Origin of the sequence: Terrimonas pollutisoli (genome assembly GCF_029360765.1) — a bacterium.
GTDB classification, from domain to species: Bacteria; Bacteroidota; Bacteroidia; order Chitinophagales; family Chitinophagaceae; genus Terrimonas_B; species Terrimonas_B pollutisoli.
This window is the reverse complement of the sequence record NZ_JARKNA010000003.1, coordinates 353983-371023: the sequence shown is the minus strand read 5'-3', so window position 1 is coordinate 371023 and position 17041 is coordinate 353983. Positions and strand designations below refer to the sequence as shown.

The following is a 17041-nucleotide window of genomic DNA, read 5'->3' as shown; positions in this document are numbered from 1 at the left end:
ACAAATATGTACCAAATGCGTTTTTATCAGCAGCTTTTTTTGCACATCAAACATGCAGGCTTTCCTTTTTAGCCATTAGTTGTTCCACCGTTTCCTGGTACATTTCATCAGGCACACAGCAGTCGACCGGACAAACCGCCGCACATTGGGGCTCTTCATGAAAACCCTGGCATTCCGTACACTTGTTAGGTGTGATGTAATACGTATCAACACTGACCGGGGCATTTTTTTGATCTGCATCCACAACAGTTCCATCCAATAATGTAAAAGAGCCCTTCACCGAGGTACCATCTGAAATAGCCCACTCTACCCCGCCTTCATAAATAGCGTTATTCGGGCATTCAGGTTCACATGCTCCACAATTAATACATTCATCAGTTATCTTAATAGCCATACAATTATGATTAAATGAGTGATCTTATTTTGCCAAACAAAATTAATCTTTGCAAATGAATTTACAACAACGCATCGATTTAATAGTAAGGCTCGGCGAATATATAAAATCTGACAACAACTTTTGGCAGCAGGCAAAAGAAAAAGCCAGTCGGGAAAATGGATGGTTCATTCCTGAATTCATTGAATTATCAACTGATAATATTGCCTCTTCTTTTTTACAAAAAGATAAACTGGAACCCTGGTGCAAAACATATCAACTACCCCATGAAAACCCATCTCCAAAAAAGGTTGGGATCGTGATGGCAGGAAATATTCCGCTGGTTGGATTTCATGATATGCTCTGCGTGTTCATCACGGGTCATATTGCCTGTATCAAGCTTTCGTCAAAGGACCAGGTTTTATTAAAGCACCTGGTTGAAATAATGGCTTCCTGGAATGAGGAGGTACGCAGCCTTATCATTTTTTCGGAGATGCTGAAAGGTTGCGATGCCTACATTGCCACAGGCAGCAATAATTCTGCTGGTCACTTTGAATATTATTTTGGAAAGTACCCTAATATTATCCGCCGCAACAGAACATCCGTAGCCGTATTAACCGGAAAAGAAACTACTGATGAATTAGAAAAACTGGCTGATGATGTTTACCTGTATTTTGGCTTAGGATGCAGAAACGTAACCAAGATATTTGTGCCGGAAAATTATGACTTCATCAAATTGCTCACCGTCTTTAAAAAATATAATTACCTCGCCGACCACCATAAATACAAAAACAACTACGATTATAACCTGGCAATTCTCTTACTCAACAAAAAGGTTTATATGAGTAACGAATCTATCCTGCTCGCTGAAGAATCTTCCGTTTTTTCACCCATCAGCCAGTTGAATTATGAGTATTACAATAGCGAAAACGACCTGGCTGAATCATTAAAACACCATGATTCCCTGCAATGTATCGTTGGAAAAAATTTTATTCCCTTTGGCCAGGCACAAAATCCTTCCTTAAATGATTTTGCTGATGGAGTTGATACAATTCGGTTCCTTATCTCGCTTTAAGTCATAACAGCGTAATTTTCTCCGCAAACTTGGTTAAATTTGTATTGAAGTACGAAAGGCTTAGTAAATGATTTGTTAAACTGAACTGACGGTAACAGAACTTGTTATGACAGTTTGTTATTTTGTGTGGCTAAGGCATACAATTTGAGTTAATCCTTGCTGAGCTTATTACTGAATAAAATAAAAATTAATAAAGAATATGAAATGGAAACAACTTCTACTGATTGTTGGTGTTAGTGCCGCTTCAGCCGTTGGCAGTGTGTGGACCTATGGAAAGCTTACTCATGAAAAAACAGCATTCGTACAATCCACCAATGGCAAACTTCCTGTCAACTATGCAGGATTCAATGAAAATATTGCCGGCGCTCCTGCCGATGCTATTGATTTTACAAAAGCTGCCAATGCTGCCGTTCCTGCGGTTGTGCATATAAAGACAAAAATTCCTGCAAAGAAAATCAGCAATGATCTTCCCCGCAGCCGCAGAAATAGCGCTGAGGATTGGTTTGAGCAGTTTTTCAATTTTGGCCCGCAAATACAACCCGAGCAAAGAGCTTCCGGAAGCGGTGTGATCATCAGCGATGATGGTTATATCGTAACAAACAACCACGTTATTTCAGATGGAGGAGCCGGGGTTGCGGATGAAATAACTGTTACACTTAGCAATAAGAAAGTTTATAAAGCCAAGGTGATTGGTAAAGATCCAAGCAGTGATCTGGCTGTACTGAAAATTGATGGCACCAATTTCCCTTACATGATCTATGGTAACTCTGATAATCTGAAACTCGCACAATGGGTTCTGGCTGTTGGTTATCCCCTGACATTGGAGACAACCGTAACAGCTGGCATTGTGAGTGCGAAGGGAAGAGCTATCGGTATCAATGCAAGACAAAGCCAGACACCTATTGAATCTTTTATTCAAACAGATGCTGCGGTGAACCAGGGAAATAGTGGTGGTGCGTTAATCACTACTGATGGACAACTGGTAGGTATTAACTCAGCTATATTGGCTCCTTCAGGTACGTACGCCGGTTATTCATTTGCCATTCCTGTAAACCTGGTAAAGAAAATTGTAAATGACCTGATCAAGTTTGGTGATGTGAAAAGACCGTATTTGGGTGTTCAAGCGGATGAAACAAAGGTTGAAGCAGGTGGTGGTGCACATATCGGTGCAGTACCAAAAGATGGCGCAGCGGCTTCTATTGGTTTGAGAAAAGGCGACATTATTACTGGCGTCAATGATATTCCTGTCAATTCATGGTCGGAATTGCAAGGAACTATTGCTTCTTACAATGCAGGCGATAAAGTTAAAATATCTTACAAAAGAGATGGTAAAGATTACACCGGTACCGTAACGCTAAGTTCACAAATAGGCACTTATGATGAAACCGCCTCTAACAGTAGCATCGGTGAAATGTTGGGCGCAGACCTGGAAACTCTCGATAAGAAAAAAGCAGAGCAATATGAAGTGGATGGTGGCGTAGTTGTTAAAAAAATTAAAGAAGGTGGTTCGATAAGCCGTACAAGAATGCAGGAAGGCTTTGTGATACTGAGTGTGAATGGCCAGGACGTTCCCAATGTACAGGCCCTTGGAAGATTGTTATCAGCCATGGAAGGAACTGTTCAATTAGAAGGTATTTATCCCGGATATGATGGCACTTATCGCTATCCGTTGAATTTGGAAAGTCAATAACATAATCACTGTAGTTATATAAAATAAGAAAGCCCCGATTGGGGCTTTCTTATTTTAATCTTCTGACCAACTATTTTTCAAAGACGAAATAGTCCCATGCTTTCACATTCAACTTATGCCCTGTAATGAATCTTTCAGCACCAGCAGATAATGCATTTTTAAATTCCCCTGTCAATTGTTTATCAGTTATTGAAAGATCGAATGCGGAGGATGATAAGTTTAAAACAACTAATATTTCCTTGGCGCCGTTTTTACGGAGATAAGCCAAAACATTTTCCGGGTGAGATGTCTGCAGCATATAGGTCGCAACATTCTTGTCGCCACCACGCAATGCGGGATGATTGGAATGAAGATTCAGTAATGTTTTATAAAAATCATGCAGCTGATATTTTCCGTTCCACTCAATCGTATCTTTTTCAAAAAACTCCAACCGCTTATTATTCGGCAGTTCCTGCCCGCTATAAATAAGTGGCACACCATTCCAGGTGGCGCTGAACACCGCTAATGCCTTCGCCATTTGTCCATACTTTTCATATTCGGTGCCGTTCCAGCTATTTTCGTCATGATTGCTGGTAAACCAGGCCCGCATTGAACCATCATCCAATTGACTATACTGTTGCAATAACGATGTCAAAACAGTCAGCGGTTTGTGATGCTCGTAAAAATCCCTCGTTGTATGCATCCATTTCCAACTGTAACTGGCATCAAATACTTTTCCGTAGTCGGGATTTTCCAGCTCATCAAATTCACCCAGCCAAAACAAATGTTTCAATGAGTCAACCTGTGGCCTCGCTTCCTGCCAAAAATCCACCTCCACCCATGCTGCCAAATCGCAACGGAATCCATCGATATCGGCCTCTCTCACCCAATACTTCATCGCATCGATCATAGCCTTTCGCATTGACTGATTACTGTAATCGAGCTCAATTATGTCATCCATTCCGCTGGCCATCAAAAAATCATCGGTGCCTTTATCTTTCAGGTAATACTCCGGGTGTTCTTTCGTCCACACATGGTCCCACCCCGTATGGTTAGCTACCCAATCAATCAGCACTTTAAAGCCTTGTTGATGCGCTTCTTTTACAAGTGTCTTAAAATCGTCCAGTGTTCCAAATTCGGGATTAATTGCTGTATAATCCGAGCAGGCATACTGGCTGCCCATTGGGCCTTTTTTGTTTTTTTGCGCTATAGGTGTTATTGGCATAAACCAAAGTGTTTTAATGCCCATATCCTTCAATCTTGGCAATTCATTTAGAAAAGCAAGAAAAGTTCCTTCTGTCGTATATTGTCGCAGGTTCACTTCATAAATATTCGTAGTATGAGCCCATGCCACAGTTTTTGCTATTTCCGTCATATCAGCTTTTCTGTTGTTTTTGTTTTTAAAGAATTATCGCCACAGCCTGCCAGCAGCAAGGCAATTGCAATAGTTGTACTATTACGTATTCTTAGCCCTGTTTGGGTGAAAATAAGAACTTGAGACGAATATTGAACACAGATGCCGCTGATTACACAGATTTGCAATGATTTTCTTTCCTGAAGTACGCTATCTCCCACTCTTGTCATAAAGAGCAAGTGATAGGTGCAAAATCGGTAACTTGCGTGCCGATTTTCCTCCTAATCCCTGTCTGCCGTCAGGCAGGCTTTTCAATCTGGAAAATCGTGGTTCTACATGAAAAGTTTTGAAGTACCTATCATATACCGAAGTCCGTTGATCACCGCTATTAAAAAAAAGCGGAAAGAAATGGATAAAATGAAAAAAGATTTTACACCTACCCTGTTGGACTTTGGGCCTATCCAGATTTATTTAGCAAGGCATTTTGGTTTTTGTTATGGTGTGGAAAATGCCATCGAAATTGCTTTCAGAACAGTAAATGAAAACCCAGGCAAAAGGATTTTTTTGTTGAGTGAAATGATCCATAACCCCCAGGTAAACGCTGACCTCCAAGCCCACGGAGTTGAATTCTTACAGGACACTTATGGCAAACAACTGCTGCCCTTTTCCGAATTGACGGCTGATGATATTGTAATCATTCCTGCATTTGGTACTACCCTTGCCATTGAACAACAACTAAAAAAAATCGGTATACAGATTGAAAAATACAATACCACCTGCCCCTTTGTAGAAAAGGTATGGAACCGAAGTGAAGCGATTGCTAAAAAAAATTACAGCATCATTATTCATGGCAAGCCCAATCATGAAGAAACAAGAGCTACTTTTTCTCATGCAGCCATCAATGCACCATCTGTGGTTGTAAAAGACATGCAGCAAACAAAAGAACTGGCAAAATATATAACCGGCGAAAAGCCGGGTGAACAATTTTATTCCGAATTCAAAGGACAGTACTCAGAAGGTTTTTCTATTGAAAAAGACCTGCAACGAATCGGAGTGGTTAACCAAACCACCATGCTCGCCAGCGACACACAGGCTATTGCTGATTACCTGAAACAAGTGATGATGGATCATTACCAATTAAACAATTCAACTATCGCTGAGCGATTTGCCGACACAAGAGATACACTTTGCTATGCCACCAATGACAACCAAACAGCCGTCACTGGTATGTTAGAGACCGATGCAGATTTGGCGATAGTTGTTGGCGGCTACAATTCATCCAATACCTCTCACCTGGTGGAGCTTTGCGAAGAAAAGCTGCCTACCTATTTTATAAACAATGAGGAGAAGATCATTTCAGCGACGGATATTCTTCATTATAATTTTCATACCAAAGAAGAATTACTGACTTCAGGATATCTTCCGGGGAAGGAACCTGTAAAAATTCTTATCACCAGCGGCGCCTCTTGTCCGGATGCACTTGTAGAAGGAGTTATAAACAAGCTGGTAAGTTTCTACAATGCACCTATAACAGTTGAGGATTTGATTGATGAGTTTCAGTAAAAAAATTACTGCTTAAAAGAAAAGTGACCTCGCATTAAGGTCACTTTTCTTTTATTCCCGTATTCAGTCTTTTCTTACTTATACAACAAATCATAATATTCATGCGCCATGCGATTGCTCTCGAAACGGAACCGCACATCTTCCATTCCATTTTTCATGATCTGGCGCCAGGTGCTGTAATTGTCATAGTAAACAGGAAGGATTTCTTTTTCCAGTATTTCATACAATTTATTCAGGTCATATTGATCCTGCTCGTGTGTAGCCATACTAGCATAATCGGCTTTTGGCACCACGAAGCCATTGTGTCCATGGTTGATAAATTCAGGTATCCAGCCATCATCAGTTGAAAAATTGACTGCACCATTCATGGCTGCCGTCATGCCACTGGTGCCCGAAGCTTCGCGGGGCACACGGGGATTATTTAACCAACAATCCGCTGCCTGTTTCAAACGTTTGGATAAAGCCAATTCGTAACCCGTAAGAACGGCTACATTCTTATGCTGTTTGCTTAAATACACCAGTTGGTTGAATTCGCTGATGGCAGGATGATCAACAGGGTAAGGCTTTCCTGCCCAGATGATTTGCACAGGATGCTTTGGATTGTTCAACAATTTTTTGAAACGCTCTTCATTGGTGGTAATAAGCCCGGCCCGCTTATAGCCTGCAAAACGGCGAGCCCATACTATCGTGAATACATCCGGATTAAATATTTTGCCAGTCTGATCAGCTACAATATCAAAAGCTCTCTTTTTGAGATATTTTTTTCTGTCATCGATTCCATAATCATCACCGGCTTCTCTAAAGCGATACAATTGCTTATCCGCCCAATAACGATAATTCTGAGCATTGGTAATAGAAATGATCGGGCAAATATCGTCGTATTTACTCCACATAGCCCTTGACACATGCCCGTGCAATTCTGATACGCCATTGGCCAAATGAGCAAAACGTAAGGCCACGAGGGAATGATTGAAGGCGTCATCATTAATGCCTGTCAGTTTCTTTACTTCATCAACACTCAACCCGCAGAAATAACTCATTTTATGGCAGAGATAAATATCATGCTTTTCATTGCCCGCTTCTTCCGGTGTATGCGTTGTAAACACCAGCCTTTTCTTCACTTCCTCTATCTTCCGATTGAATTTGCCATAGAGGTAAAACGCTGCTGACAGACCGTGAGCTTCATTCAGATGGTAAAGCTCCGGGTTAAAGCCCAATACATCCATCAACTTAGCGCCACCAACTCCCAGTAAAATATATTGAGCCACTTTCGTAGCGACGTTTGCATCATACAACCGGTGAGTGATCGTTTGTGATACATAATCATTCTCCGGTGTATCAGTTGATAAAAGAAATAATGGCGCCGATTTAAATGTTTCGGGATTGAGGTAAAATACTTTTATCCAAACAGGGTGTTCATGCACATTGATCTGGAATTTTATACCGGTATCTTCCAGAAAACTATAACTTTTTTCATTCCAGGCAACATCCAGGGTTTGATCCTGGTTTCGCTCCTGGTCGTAATACCCATATTTCCATAAAATACCTACACCAACTAAATTTTGTTTTAATTCATAAGCACTACGCAAGTGTGAACCGGCAAGAAAACCTAAACCACCGCTGTATATCTTCAACGGTTGATGCACGGCAAACTCCATGGAGAAATAGGCAACCCGTTTGGAATAATTCTGCTCGACAGGATATGGAACCTTAAAATTGGTAAAACTCATCTTTAAAAATTTAGTTTTTGGCAAGTTTTGAATTACTTCAAAAATTCGCTGAAACACTATTAAAATAGTGTCTCAACACTGTGTTGTTTTTACACGAGGGCGCAAGATAAAGGTTAATTTGGAAATGGCTCTTATTTGGGCTTTTTGGCCTTTACCGGCCTGGGTTTTGCTTCCTTTTTTCTTGGATAAGTTCCGTCGAAAGAGCATCGCAGTCCCCGCCGCGAACCACAGGCGTCGATTTCTTTTATCGTAACCGCAGAAGAAGAAAATTTGAATTGTAAAACACAAGGATCACCTCCTTCCCTGTATTCCGCTAAGGTTGGAGATTTGATGATGGCCTCGCCTTTCAGCTCGCCGGTACATTCTCCGTTGTTTTTTTCAAAATGAATAAAAAAGCTGAGCCGGTCATTCTTTCGTCCATCCCTGAATGAAACTAGATTCATTTTACCACTGCCATAATCAGCGGTATATTTTTGCTTGCGGGAAAAGGTGTCGATCGGGTTGGTCAACTCGCTTACCCTGTCGTCGAGAGCATCCGTCATAATCAGCATAAAACTTTTAGACCCGCTATTCAGCACATACACATCCTTCCCTTCACTCACCGTCCCATTCGCATTTTTTTTAAGTATTGTTTTATAAATGGAGTAACGGCTATCCATACTTGCTGTCTGCTGCGTGGCGGCCAGGTCATCTTGTTTTAAAAAAGGCATACCGGCAATAAACTGTTGCTTTTTATCGAATCCAAGGATCAATGCCGCCCGTTTATTCCCGGCAACGGTTTTTGCAAAAAGATAGGTTTCATCGCCATCAATTCTTGCCAGTGGATAAATTTTAATTTTAGTTGTTTTACCTAATGCCTGTGTCAGTATAGAATCAGGCACAAACTGTGTAAACACTTTGTAACCGATCAGCAATGAATCTTTTTCTTTCCTTAATAAAGTGCTGTCGGCAACCTGGTAGGGAAGCTTTGCCGCAGGAAAAAAATCAATGAAATCACCTATTTCAACCGGGTCTTCCCCCGAAAGCGATGGCTTTTTTGATTTACAACTTACTACCATCATAGCAAAAAGAACAAACAGGCAATACTTGCGAAATAGCAGCATAGTGACTCAATTGTAACGGCAAATTAACGGTTTCCGCCTTCATACTCAACAGAAAATTTGGATGGCTGATAATAATATTTTAGGTTTGTCTAAAAATAATTTTAGCTGTGTTGAATTATTCCACGAGTGAAGAAAATTACATCAAGGCTATTTTTCATCTGCAGAAAGGAGGAACAGTGACCACGAATGAACTGGCTGCCGAACTTCAAACAAAGCCTGCTTCAGTAACCGATATGATGAAAAAATTGAGCAGTAAAAAACTGGTTCATTACAAAGCTTATCATGGTTTCAATCTGACAAGTGAAGGTCGTAAAGTAGCATTGCTGATTATCCGCCGTCACAGGCTATGGGAATATTTTCTAGCGGAAAAATTAAAATTCAATTGGGATGAAGTACATGCTGTAGCGGAAGACCTGGAGCATGTGAGCAGCAAAAAACTGATTGACAAACTGGATGAATACCTGGGGTTCCCCCGCTACGATCCGCATGGTGATCCTATTCCGGATGGCAGCGGAAAAATTGAAACCAGCAGGCAGGTTTGCCTGGCAAATTTACCCTTAAATAAAATGGCAACTGTTTGTTATGTCAGCGATCAATCTACCGAAATGCTGGAATTGCTCAGCCATAAAAAAATTGGCATTGGCACAAAGTTGGAAACAAAAAAGAAATTCAATTTTGATAGCTCGCTTGAAATAAAAATCCGGCAGCAATCTCCTACCAATATCAGTGGCGAGCTCGCCAAAAATATTTTTGTAAAATACGATGACTAAGAATTTACCCGATACATCATTAAGTGAAGTTCACGAAAGTGTCGACACTACTTCAGCACATCGCCCGACGTGGAGACGTATTCTTTCTTTTTTTGGACCAGCTTACCTGGTTAGTGTGGGTTACATGGATCCTGGCAACTGGGCCACTGACCTTGCGGGTGGAAGTAAATACGGGTATAGTTTAATTTGGGTTTTGCTGATGAGCAATATCATGGCGTTGTTGCTGCAAAGTTTAAGTGCAAGATTGGGGATTGTAAGAGGTCGTGACCTTGCACAGGCCAACCGGGAAACATACCCCAAGCGAATGAATTTTGTGTTATGGTTATTAGCTGAAATTGCGATTGCCGCAACAGATCTTGCAGAAATATTGGGAATGGCCATTGGTATCCAATTATTGACTGGCCTCCCATTAATATGGGGGGTTTCAATTACCGTGTTCGATACTTTCCTTCTTTTGTACCTGCAACGTCTTGGTATCCGCAAGATGGAAGCTTTTATTATCGGCTTAATTGGAGTGATCGGCATTTGTTTTCTGTTCAATATCATCATTGCACAGCCTCAACTACATGAAGTATTGAAAGGCTTCATTCCCTCGCTGCCAGAAGCCGCTGATCTTTATAAAGCAAAAGGGATCACTAACGCATTACCCGAGGAAACTGCACTATACCTGGCTATCGGGATAATCGGCGCTACCGTGATGCCACATAATTTGTACCTGCATTCGGCCCTTGTACAAACGAGGAAAATCAAAAAAAATCAGCAGGGAATTAAACAAGCTTTGAAATGGAGTTTTATTGACAGCGCCGTTGCATTGAATATCGCTTTTTTGATCAATGCTGCGATCCTGATTTTGGCCGCCACTGTTTTTTTTCAAACCGGCAGAACCGAAGTAGGCGAAATAAAACAAGCTCATGAATTGTTGTCTCCTATGTTGGGTTCATCCATTGCCTCTACCTTGTTTGCTGTTGCCCTCATTGCTTCGGGCCAGAGTTCCACTGTGACGGGTACGTTAGCAGGACAAATTGTAATGGAAGGCTACCTGCGTTTACGTATCAACCCGATCATGCGCCGGTTGATCACCCGATTAGTAGCGATCATTCCTGCAATTATCGTCATTGCTGTTTTTGGCGAAGATGAAGTGGATAGTCTTTTAGTCTTTAGCCAGGTGGTGCTGAGCCTGCAACTGGGTTTTGCCATTATACCACTCATACATTTTGTAAGTGATAAAAAGACGATGGGCAGTTTTGCCATCAAACCCATTGTGCAAATATTTGCCTGGTTGGTGGCGTCTGTATTGGTATATCTAAATTTAAAAATGCTGACACAGGAAGCTGTTGGTTTCTTTACATCATCTGACAATATTTTGGCTAAGGCCTTCATTGTAGTAGCCGGGATTTTGTTCGTGGCCCTATTGATCTTTTCTTTCATTTACCCATTATCTATAAAAACAAAAAGAACAGTTTCAATTCAAATGCATCCTGAAATTCATGGCTTACAAAATATCCAGATCCCGGCTTATAAAAAGATCGCCGTTGCTTTGGACTTTAGCGAAAACGATATCCGGTTGTTGGCCTCTGCTATCGGGCAGGCAAGACAGGATACCAGTTTTATCTTAATACATATTGTAGAAAGTCCCGTTGCCAGAATATTGGGTAGTGAAACTGACGACTATGAAACATCGAGTGATCAGCAACGACTGGAAACATTTGTAAGTCAGCTAAGAGAAAAAGGATATGATTCGAAAGGCATTTTAGGTTTTCAAAGCAGGGCTAAAGAAATTGTAAGGATCGTAAAGGAAGAAAATGCGGATATGCTGATCGTGGGAGCACATGGGCACTCGGGACTAAAAGATTTTATTTATGGCGAAACGATCAATGCTGTTCGTCACGAGTTAAAAATACCGGTGCTGATCGTGCATCTATAGTGAGTCGTTAGTCGGGAGTCATGCAAAATTGAAAATAAAATGCGCCTGGTATTGAAAAAAATTATAAACAAAGTATTTAAGGGGAAAGCCTCCAAACTCCCGACTCCTGACTATCAATCAAGCTGCATTATTTTTCGTGTGATTTCTAAGTAAATGCTTGAACCGGCTAAAGGTTTCTGGTTTGATGTTAAGATAGCTGGCAAGATATTTTTGAGGCACCCTCTGCATTAGTTCCGGGTTCTTCATCACAAAATTTAAAAAACGTTCACGGGGAGTCATTTTTACCATTTGCATTTGCCAGCGATCACTAATCACCATTATATAAGTAACTACCAATCGACCCAGGTGCTCCATCTTTTTGGACTTCTTATACAATTCTTCCAAATGTTCGTACTTAATAGAAACAACCACAGTCGGTTCGATAGCTTCAATATGATATTCGGAAGGATAGCGCCCCAGGAATGATTGTTGGCTCATGATTATCTGCCCTTCCCGGGAAATTTGGGTATTGATTTCCTGGTGACCCTTTTTATAATATTTGCGAACCAGCCCCTTTATTACAAAGTTGAAATAGGGCTCTACTTCACCTGATTTGATAAGATATTCCTTCTTTCCAAAACGCCTGACTTTAATAATAGGCATGAAGTATTGCTCAAACTCTTCGTCTGTTATATTAACAAACTTGTTTAAATATTGGTGAAAAAGCCTTGTGGTATCCATGACAATTGTACAAGGAAAAGTTACGCAATAAATTGACCAAAATCAACCCCTTCTGAAAAAAATCTTGCTATCCTAAAAATTGAGGCCCCTGAGAATTGGTTATAATACTTCGTGATAAATTGTAGATTTGCGACCCTGTACGAATAGTACAGCCCTTGAATATTAACCTTAAAAAAAGTATTATGGCCCAAAAGATCAAAGTTGCAAAGCCGGTCGTTGAATTAGACGGAGATGAAATGACAAGAATCATCTGGAAGTTTATTAAGGACAAACTAATCCTGCCATATGTAGAACTGGATATAAAATATTATGACCTCGGGGTTGAATACCGGGATCAGACCAATGACCAGGTGACCATTGATGCGGCCAACGCCATCAAAGAATATGGAGTAGGTATCAAGTGCGCCACCATCACCCCTGATGAAGCAAGGGTGAAAGAATTTAGCCTGAAACAAATGTGGAAGAGCCCGAACGGTACTATCCGTAACATCCTCGATGGAACCGTATTCCGTGAGCCAATTGTGATCAGCAATATCCCAAGACTGGTTACCAATTGGACGGCTCCGATCATTGTTGGCCGTCACGCCTTCGGCGATCAATACCGGGCAACAGATACGGTAATCAAAGGGAAAGGAAAACTGACCATGACCTTTACTCCAGAAGGCGGTGGGGAGCCACAAACTTTCGAAGTATTCAACTTCAAAGGAGATGGCGTAGCAATGACCATGTATAATACCGATGAAAGTATTATAGGCTTTGCAAGAAGCTGTTTCAATATGGCCCTGAGCAAAAAATGGCCGCTGTATTTGTCTACCAAAAACACCATCCTCAAAAAATACGATGGTCGCTTTAAAGATATTTTTGAAGACATCTATCAAAAAGAATTTAAGGCACAATTTGACGCCGCAGGTATCGTGTATGAGCACCGCCTCATTGATGACATGGTGGCCAGCGCTTTAAAATGGAATGGCAATTTCGTTTGGGCTTGTAAAAACTACGATGGCGACGTACAAAGCGATACAGTAGCCCAAGGTTTTGGTTCCTTAGGATTGATGACCTCTGTACTGATCACTCCTGATGGCAAAACCATGGAGGCCGAAGCTGCACATGGAACGGTTACCCGTCACTATCGTGAACACCAGGCCGGCAAACCCACCAGTACTAATCCCATTGCATCCATCTTTGCGTGGACCAGGGGACTTGCTTTTCGGGGTAAATTAGACGGCAACCAGGCCTTGATTGATTTCAGCAATGCATTGGAAGCCGTATGTATTGAGACAGTAGAAGAAGGCAAAATGACAAAGGACCTGGCTGTTTGCATACACGGTAACAAAGTAAAACACGGTGAGCATTATTTGTACACCGAAGAGTTTTTAGATGCTATTGATGCGAACCTGAAAAAGAAGATGGGATTATAATTCACCAGAGATTATCACAAATAGTCTTTTAGAATAAACCACAAAGGCGTTTCAGCAATGAGACGCTTTTTTACTTTTATCCATGTTTATATTAAGCCATGGTCATCTTTACTGCTATGCTTACTTTTGTGGCTGATAAATTATTGTAAGTATGACGATACGGGAAGCATTGCCGGAAGACGTTTCGCTGATACGTGATCTCGCCTGCCAAATATGGCCTACCGCCTATGGCCATATTTTAACCCGGGAGCAAATCGATTACATGCTCAATAAAATGTACAATGAAAATACACTCCGTGAACAACTGCAAAACGACATAGAGTTTGTCATTATATATGATGAAACGCGACCTGTAGGCTTCGCCGCTTTTGGACTTGAAAAGCCCGGTACTTACAAACTGCATAAAATATATGTCCTTCCATCCCAACAGGGAAAAGGCACGGGACGTTTTATGTTGGATGAAATAGAAAAAACAATAATGCAGCGGGGTGCGATAAGTTTATTGCTGAATGTAAACCGGCAAAACAAAGCCAAATTCTTTTACGAGAAATTGGGCTTCACTGTCATAAAAGAAGAAGACATCGACATAGGCAATGGCTATTTTATGAATGATTACGTGATGGAGAAGAAACTGAGTACAGAGTCGTAAGTCAGGAGTTCGGAGCCCGTCTAATGACTCCTGACTCCAATCCCCCGACTCACTTTCCGCAGGCCATATATTTTTTCGGATCGATCGGGGTTTCAAAATCATAAAGCAATAATTCCAGCTTCTGACCAGGTTGCAGTATTCCGAGAGCATCGCCTGTTTTTATCTTTTGATCTTTTCTCACTGATGGTTTAGATACACCCGAGAGCCAGAACCAATAATCCTTATGATAAAAAACGATTTCCCATTTCCCATCCTCATCCTTTTGTACATTACTGATAATTGCATCAATACAGGCTTTGACAACTGTATCAGTAGTACTCGACAAGATAATTTTTGGCTCTGCTTGACCGACATTGATTGCCGCTTTTTCCGGGGCGTGTTGAATAGGGTTATTTAAAAAGCAGGCCAGTTGAGGTAGGTCTTTCTTTTGTGCTGCCAGGCTAAGAGGAAAACAAATAAGCAGCAGGTACAGATATTTTTTAACCATAACTTATTTCAATGAATATGTATTTCCAATTTTTTTGCCATTTCCGAGCTCATTGTGTCCGATGTTGGACCATAGCCATTTACCAATACGCCTTTATGACCGCGGTTACTTTCAATTGCGTACACAACTGCTTCGTCGGCTGGATCGGTGTTCCCTTCAAACCTGTAAACTTCTACGATCTCAAAATCCTCCGGATTAAACTTATCCTCATGACATACCAGACAATTCTCACCAAGGTTAAAATCCATGGTATATCCTCTTTTCTTAAGGCCGTTAACAGCCCCGGAAACCGTATCGTAGGTGTACATAAATGGTTGTTTTGAGTATTCCAAAGTTAGTGATTTCGGCCCCATCCCGACCTTCCCCCAAAGGGAAGGCCATCCAAACACAGCCATGGCTTTTCGGAGGCTCTGAAATAAATTGAAGTCTCCGAAAATGCTCAGTAGAGATATGCAGATGATGTGGTAGTTATAAAGATCATTTAAGATATAAAGCACCGCTCTTTCCCTTTAGGGAAATAGAAGGAGAATTGGGTTGATGTGGTAGTTATGAGGTTGGGGTTTGTAATGCAGCACCGTCTTACTCCCTGGGAAAAGGATAAGAGGTCAGACGATAAATGTCTGACTGACCATAGCATCGGAGATGAGGTCTGCCGAACGGCGAACCGACCCCTGAGGAGTGCGACGCAACGAAGCCCAATAGTAGTACTACAGCCGGGCCAATAACTCTTATCAACACCCCTAATATCCATTAGGCTTTTAAAGGGGTAAAACTTACCTTTGCCCCCGAAAAAAACACTTATAAAATGTCTACACAAACTAAGTCCATTGACTTTTCACTCCCGTATAAAGTAGCTGATATTTCATTAGCTGAATGGGGCCGTAAAGAAATTCGTTTAGCCGAAGCTGAAATGCCCGGCCTTATGTCGATTCGTGCTGAATATGGCCCTTCGCAGCCATTGAAAGGCGCAAGAGTTGCCGGTTGTTTACATATGACCATTCAAACCGCTGTGTTAATAGAAACTTTAGTGGCCTTGGGTGCTGAAGTAAAATGGAGTTCCTGCAATATATTTTCTACCCAGGATCATGCCGCTGCTGCTATCGCTGCTGCCGGTATCGGCGTTTTTGCGTGGAAAGGACAATCGCAGGAAGAAGCTGACTGGTGTATTGAACAAACCCTGTTCTTTGGTGGCAAAGACAAACCCCTGAACATGATCCTTGATGATGGTGGTGACCTGACCAATATGGTGCTGGATACCTACCCCGAGCTGGTACAACATGTAAAAGGTATCTCTGAAGAAACTACTACCGGTGTTCACCGTTTGTATGAAAGAGTAGCAAAAGGTACATTGCCGATGCCTGCTATCAATGTGAATGACTCTGTTACCAAATCTAAATTCGATAATAAATACGGCTGTAAAGAATCATTGGTTGATTCTATCCGTCGTGCTACGGATGTAATGCTGGCTGGTAAAATAGCAGTTGTTGGTGGTTATGGTGATGTGGGTAAAGGTTCTGCCGCTTCATTGGCAGGAGCTGGTTGCCGCGTTATCGTAACCGAAATCGATCCTATCTGCGCATTACAGGCAGCAATGGATGGTTTTGAAGTAAAGAAAATGATCGATGCCGTTAAAGAAGCCGATATCATCGTAACAGCCTCTGGTTGCCGCGACCTCATTACCGGTGCTCATTTCAAACTGATGAAGGATAAAGCCATCGTTTGTAATATCGGCCACTTTGATATTGAAATCGATATCGCCTGGTTGAATACAAACTATGGTCATACCAAAGACACTATCAAACCACAGGTAGATATCTACAATATAGATGGTAAAGACATCATCATCCTGGCTGAAGGCCGGCTGGTAAACCTCGGTTGTGCCACTGGTCACCCAAGCTTTGTGATGAGCAACTCTTTCTCCAACCAAACTTTGGCGCAAATAGAATTGTGGACCAACCATAAGAGCTACGAGAACAAGGTATATGTGTTGCCAAAACTATTGGATGAAAAAGTTGCCCGTTTACACCTGGCAAAAATTGGTGTTGTGCTGGATGAATTAACTACCGCACAATCTGATTACTTAGGTATTAAGAAAGAAGGTCCGTTTAAGCCGGAATTGTATAGGTATTAAGGCCCACCTAAATCCTCCCAAAGGGAGGACTTAGCAACCGCACAGCAAAGACTTATTTGATTATTATAAAATCTC

Annotated in this window: 15 protein-coding genes; 8 read left to right on the top strand and 7 right to left on the bottom strand. The window is 41.5% G+C overall.

Annotation, left to right across the window (positions count from 1 at the left end):
- Positions 1-46: 46 nt before the first annotated feature.
- Positions 47-394: a 4Fe-4S dicluster domain-containing protein gene (locus P2W73_RS08225; protein ID WP_276501532.1), complete on the bottom strand. Its 348-nt coding sequence runs from the start codon at positions 392-394 to the stop codon at positions 47-49.
- Between the two features lie 55 nt (positions 395-449).
- Here P2W73_RS08225 and P2W73_RS08220 point away from each other — a divergent pair, with 55 nt between their 5' ends.
- Positions 450-1448 (top strand): aldehyde dehydrogenase family protein, encoded by a 999-nt coding sequence (locus P2W73_RS08220; RefSeq protein ID WP_276501531.1) that lies wholly within the window; start codon positions 450-452, stop codon positions 1446-1448.
- Positions 1449-1647: 199 nt separating this feature from the next.
- Entirely contained in the window at positions 1648-3138 is a 1491-nt protein-coding gene (locus P2W73_RS08215; RefSeq protein WP_276501530.1) for a trypsin-like peptidase domain-containing protein, read from the top strand.
- A 70-nt stretch (positions 3139-3208) separates the two neighbouring features.
- Here the strand turns inward: P2W73_RS08215 and P2W73_RS08210 are convergent, their stop codons facing one another.
- Positions 3209-4492: an alpha-amylase family glycosyl hydrolase gene (locus tag P2W73_RS08210; RefSeq protein ID WP_276501529.1), complete on the bottom strand. Its 1284-nt coding sequence runs from the start codon at positions 4490-4492 to the stop codon at positions 3209-3211.
- Positions 4493-4807: 315 nt separating this feature from the next.
- Here P2W73_RS08210 and P2W73_RS08205 point away from each other — a divergent pair, with 315 nt between their 5' ends.
- Positions 4808-6034 (top strand): 4-hydroxy-3-methylbut-2-enyl diphosphate reductase, encoded by a 1227-nt coding sequence (locus P2W73_RS08205; RefSeq protein ID WP_276501528.1) that lies wholly within the window; start codon positions 4808-4810, stop codon positions 6032-6034.
- Between the two features lie 74 nt (positions 6035-6108).
- Here P2W73_RS08205 and glgP read toward each other — a convergent pair whose 3' ends face one another.
- Together glgP and P2W73_RS08195 are read right to left on the bottom strand one after the other, a co-directional pair.
- Positions 6109-7764: an alpha-glucan family phosphorylase gene (glgP, locus tag P2W73_RS08200; RefSeq protein ID WP_276501527.1), complete on the bottom strand. Its 1656-nt coding sequence runs from the start codon at positions 7762-7764 to the stop codon at positions 6109-6111.
- Positions 7765-7895: 131 nt separating this feature from the next.
- Positions 7896-8867 (bottom strand): hypothetical protein, encoded by a 972-nt coding sequence (locus P2W73_RS08195; protein ID WP_276501526.1) that lies wholly within the window; start codon positions 8865-8867, stop codon positions 7896-7898.
- 107 nt (positions 8868-8974) lie between these two features.
- Between P2W73_RS08195 and P2W73_RS08190 the strand changes: the two genes are divergently transcribed.
- Both P2W73_RS08190 and P2W73_RS08185 read left to right on the top strand, forming a co-directional pair.
- Positions 8975-9637, top strand: coding sequence for a metal-dependent transcriptional regulator (locus P2W73_RS08190; protein WP_338116865.1), 663 nt, complete (start codon positions 8975-8977; stop codon positions 9635-9637).
- Positions 9630-11561 (top strand): Nramp family divalent metal transporter, encoded by a 1932-nt coding sequence (locus P2W73_RS08185; protein WP_276501525.1) that lies wholly within the window; start codon positions 9630-9632, stop codon positions 11559-11561. The genes P2W73_RS08190 and P2W73_RS08185 overlap by 8 nt, the downstream gene beginning before the upstream one ends.
- A gap of 117 nt (positions 11562-11678) precedes the next feature.
- Here P2W73_RS08185 and P2W73_RS08180 read toward each other — a convergent pair whose 3' ends face one another.
- On the bottom strand, positions 11679-12281 hold the full coding sequence (locus tag P2W73_RS08180) for a Crp/Fnr family transcriptional regulator (RefSeq protein ID WP_276501524.1): 603 nt from the start codon (positions 12279-12281) through the stop codon (positions 11679-11681).
- A gap of 182 nt (positions 12282-12463) precedes the next feature.
- Here P2W73_RS08180 and P2W73_RS08175 point away from each other — a divergent pair, with 182 nt between their 5' ends.
- Both P2W73_RS08175 and P2W73_RS08170 read left to right on the top strand, forming a co-directional pair.
- The gene (locus P2W73_RS08175; protein WP_276501523.1) at positions 12464-13699 is read left to right on the top strand and encodes an isocitrate dehydrogenase (NADP(+)); all 1236 of its coding nucleotides are present in this window, start codon (positions 12464-12466) and stop codon (positions 13697-13699) included.
- Positions 13700-13850: 151 nt separating this feature from the next.
- Positions 13851-14348, top strand: a complete 498-nt coding sequence (locus P2W73_RS08170; RefSeq protein ID WP_276501522.1) for a GNAT family N-acetyltransferase — start codon at positions 13851-13853, stop codon at positions 14346-14348.
- 49 nt (positions 14349-14397) lie between these two features.
- Here the strand turns inward: P2W73_RS08170 and P2W73_RS08165 are convergent, their stop codons facing one another.
- On the bottom strand, positions 14398-14835 hold the full coding sequence (locus P2W73_RS08165) for a M23 family metallopeptidase (RefSeq protein WP_276501521.1): 438 nt from the start codon (positions 14833-14835) through the stop codon (positions 14398-14400).
- A gap of 8 nt (positions 14836-14843) precedes the next feature.
- Positions 14844-15143, bottom strand: a complete 300-nt coding sequence (locus P2W73_RS08160) for a hypothetical protein (protein WP_276501520.1) — start codon at positions 15141-15143, stop codon at positions 14844-14846.
- A gap of 497 nt (positions 15144-15640) precedes the next feature.
- On the opposite strand from P2W73_RS08160, the gene ahcY reads away from it, so the two are divergent.
- On the top strand, positions 15641-16966 hold the full coding sequence (ahcY, locus tag P2W73_RS08155) for an adenosylhomocysteinase (RefSeq protein ID WP_276501519.1): 1326 nt from the start codon (positions 15641-15643) through the stop codon (positions 16964-16966).
- The last annotated feature ends 75 nt before the right edge of the window (positions 16967-17041 follow it).

Bases quoted from the DNA above. Each gene is read 5' to 3' on its own strand.
- P2W73_RS08225 (WP_276501532.1), bottom strand. From the start codon at position 394: ATGGCTATTAAGATAACTGATGAATGTATTAATTGTGGAGCATGTGAA.
- P2W73_RS08220 (WP_276501531.1), top strand. From the start codon at position 450: ATGAATTTACAACAACGCATCGATTTAATAGTAAGGCTCGGCGAATAT.
- P2W73_RS08215 (WP_276501530.1), top strand. From the start codon at position 1,648: ATGAAATGGAAACAACTTCTACTGATTGTTGGTGTTAGTGCCGCTTCA.
- P2W73_RS08210 (WP_276501529.1), bottom strand. From the start codon at position 4,492: ATGACGGAAATAGCAAAAACTGTGGCATGGGCTCATACTACGAATATT.
- P2W73_RS08205 (WP_276501528.1), top strand. From the start codon at position 4,808: ATGAAAAGTTTTGAAGTACCTATCATATACCGAAGTCCGTTGATCACC.
- glgP (WP_276501527.1), bottom strand. From the start codon at position 7,764: ATGAGTTTTACCAATTTTAAGGTTCCATATCCTGTCGAGCAGAATTAT.
- P2W73_RS08195 (WP_276501526.1), bottom strand. From the start codon at position 8,867: ATGCTGCTATTTCGCAAGTATTGCCTGTTTGTTCTTTTTGCTATGATG.
- P2W73_RS08185 (WP_276501525.1), top strand. From the start codon at position 9,630: ATGACTAAGAATTTACCCGATACATCATTAAGTGAAGTTCACGAAAGT.
- P2W73_RS08180 (WP_276501524.1), bottom strand. From the start codon at position 12,281: ATGGATACCACAAGGCTTTTTCACCAATATTTAAACAAGTTTGTTAAT.
- P2W73_RS08175 (WP_276501523.1), top strand. From the start codon at position 12,464: ATGGCCCAAAAGATCAAAGTTGCAAAGCCGGTCGTTGAATTAGACGGA.
- P2W73_RS08170 (WP_276501522.1), top strand. From the start codon at position 13,851: ATGACGATACGGGAAGCATTGCCGGAAGACGTTTCGCTGATACGTGAT.
- P2W73_RS08165 (WP_276501521.1), bottom strand. From the start codon at position 14,835: ATGGTTAAAAAATATCTGTACCTGCTGCTTATTTGTTTTCCTCTTAGC.
- P2W73_RS08160 (WP_276501520.1), bottom strand. From the start codon at position 15,143: ATGTACACCTACGATACGGTTTCCGGGGCTGTTAACGGCCTTAAGAAA.
- ahcY (WP_276501519.1), top strand. From the start codon at position 15,641: ATGTCTACACAAACTAAGTCCATTGACTTTTCACTCCCGTATAAAGTA.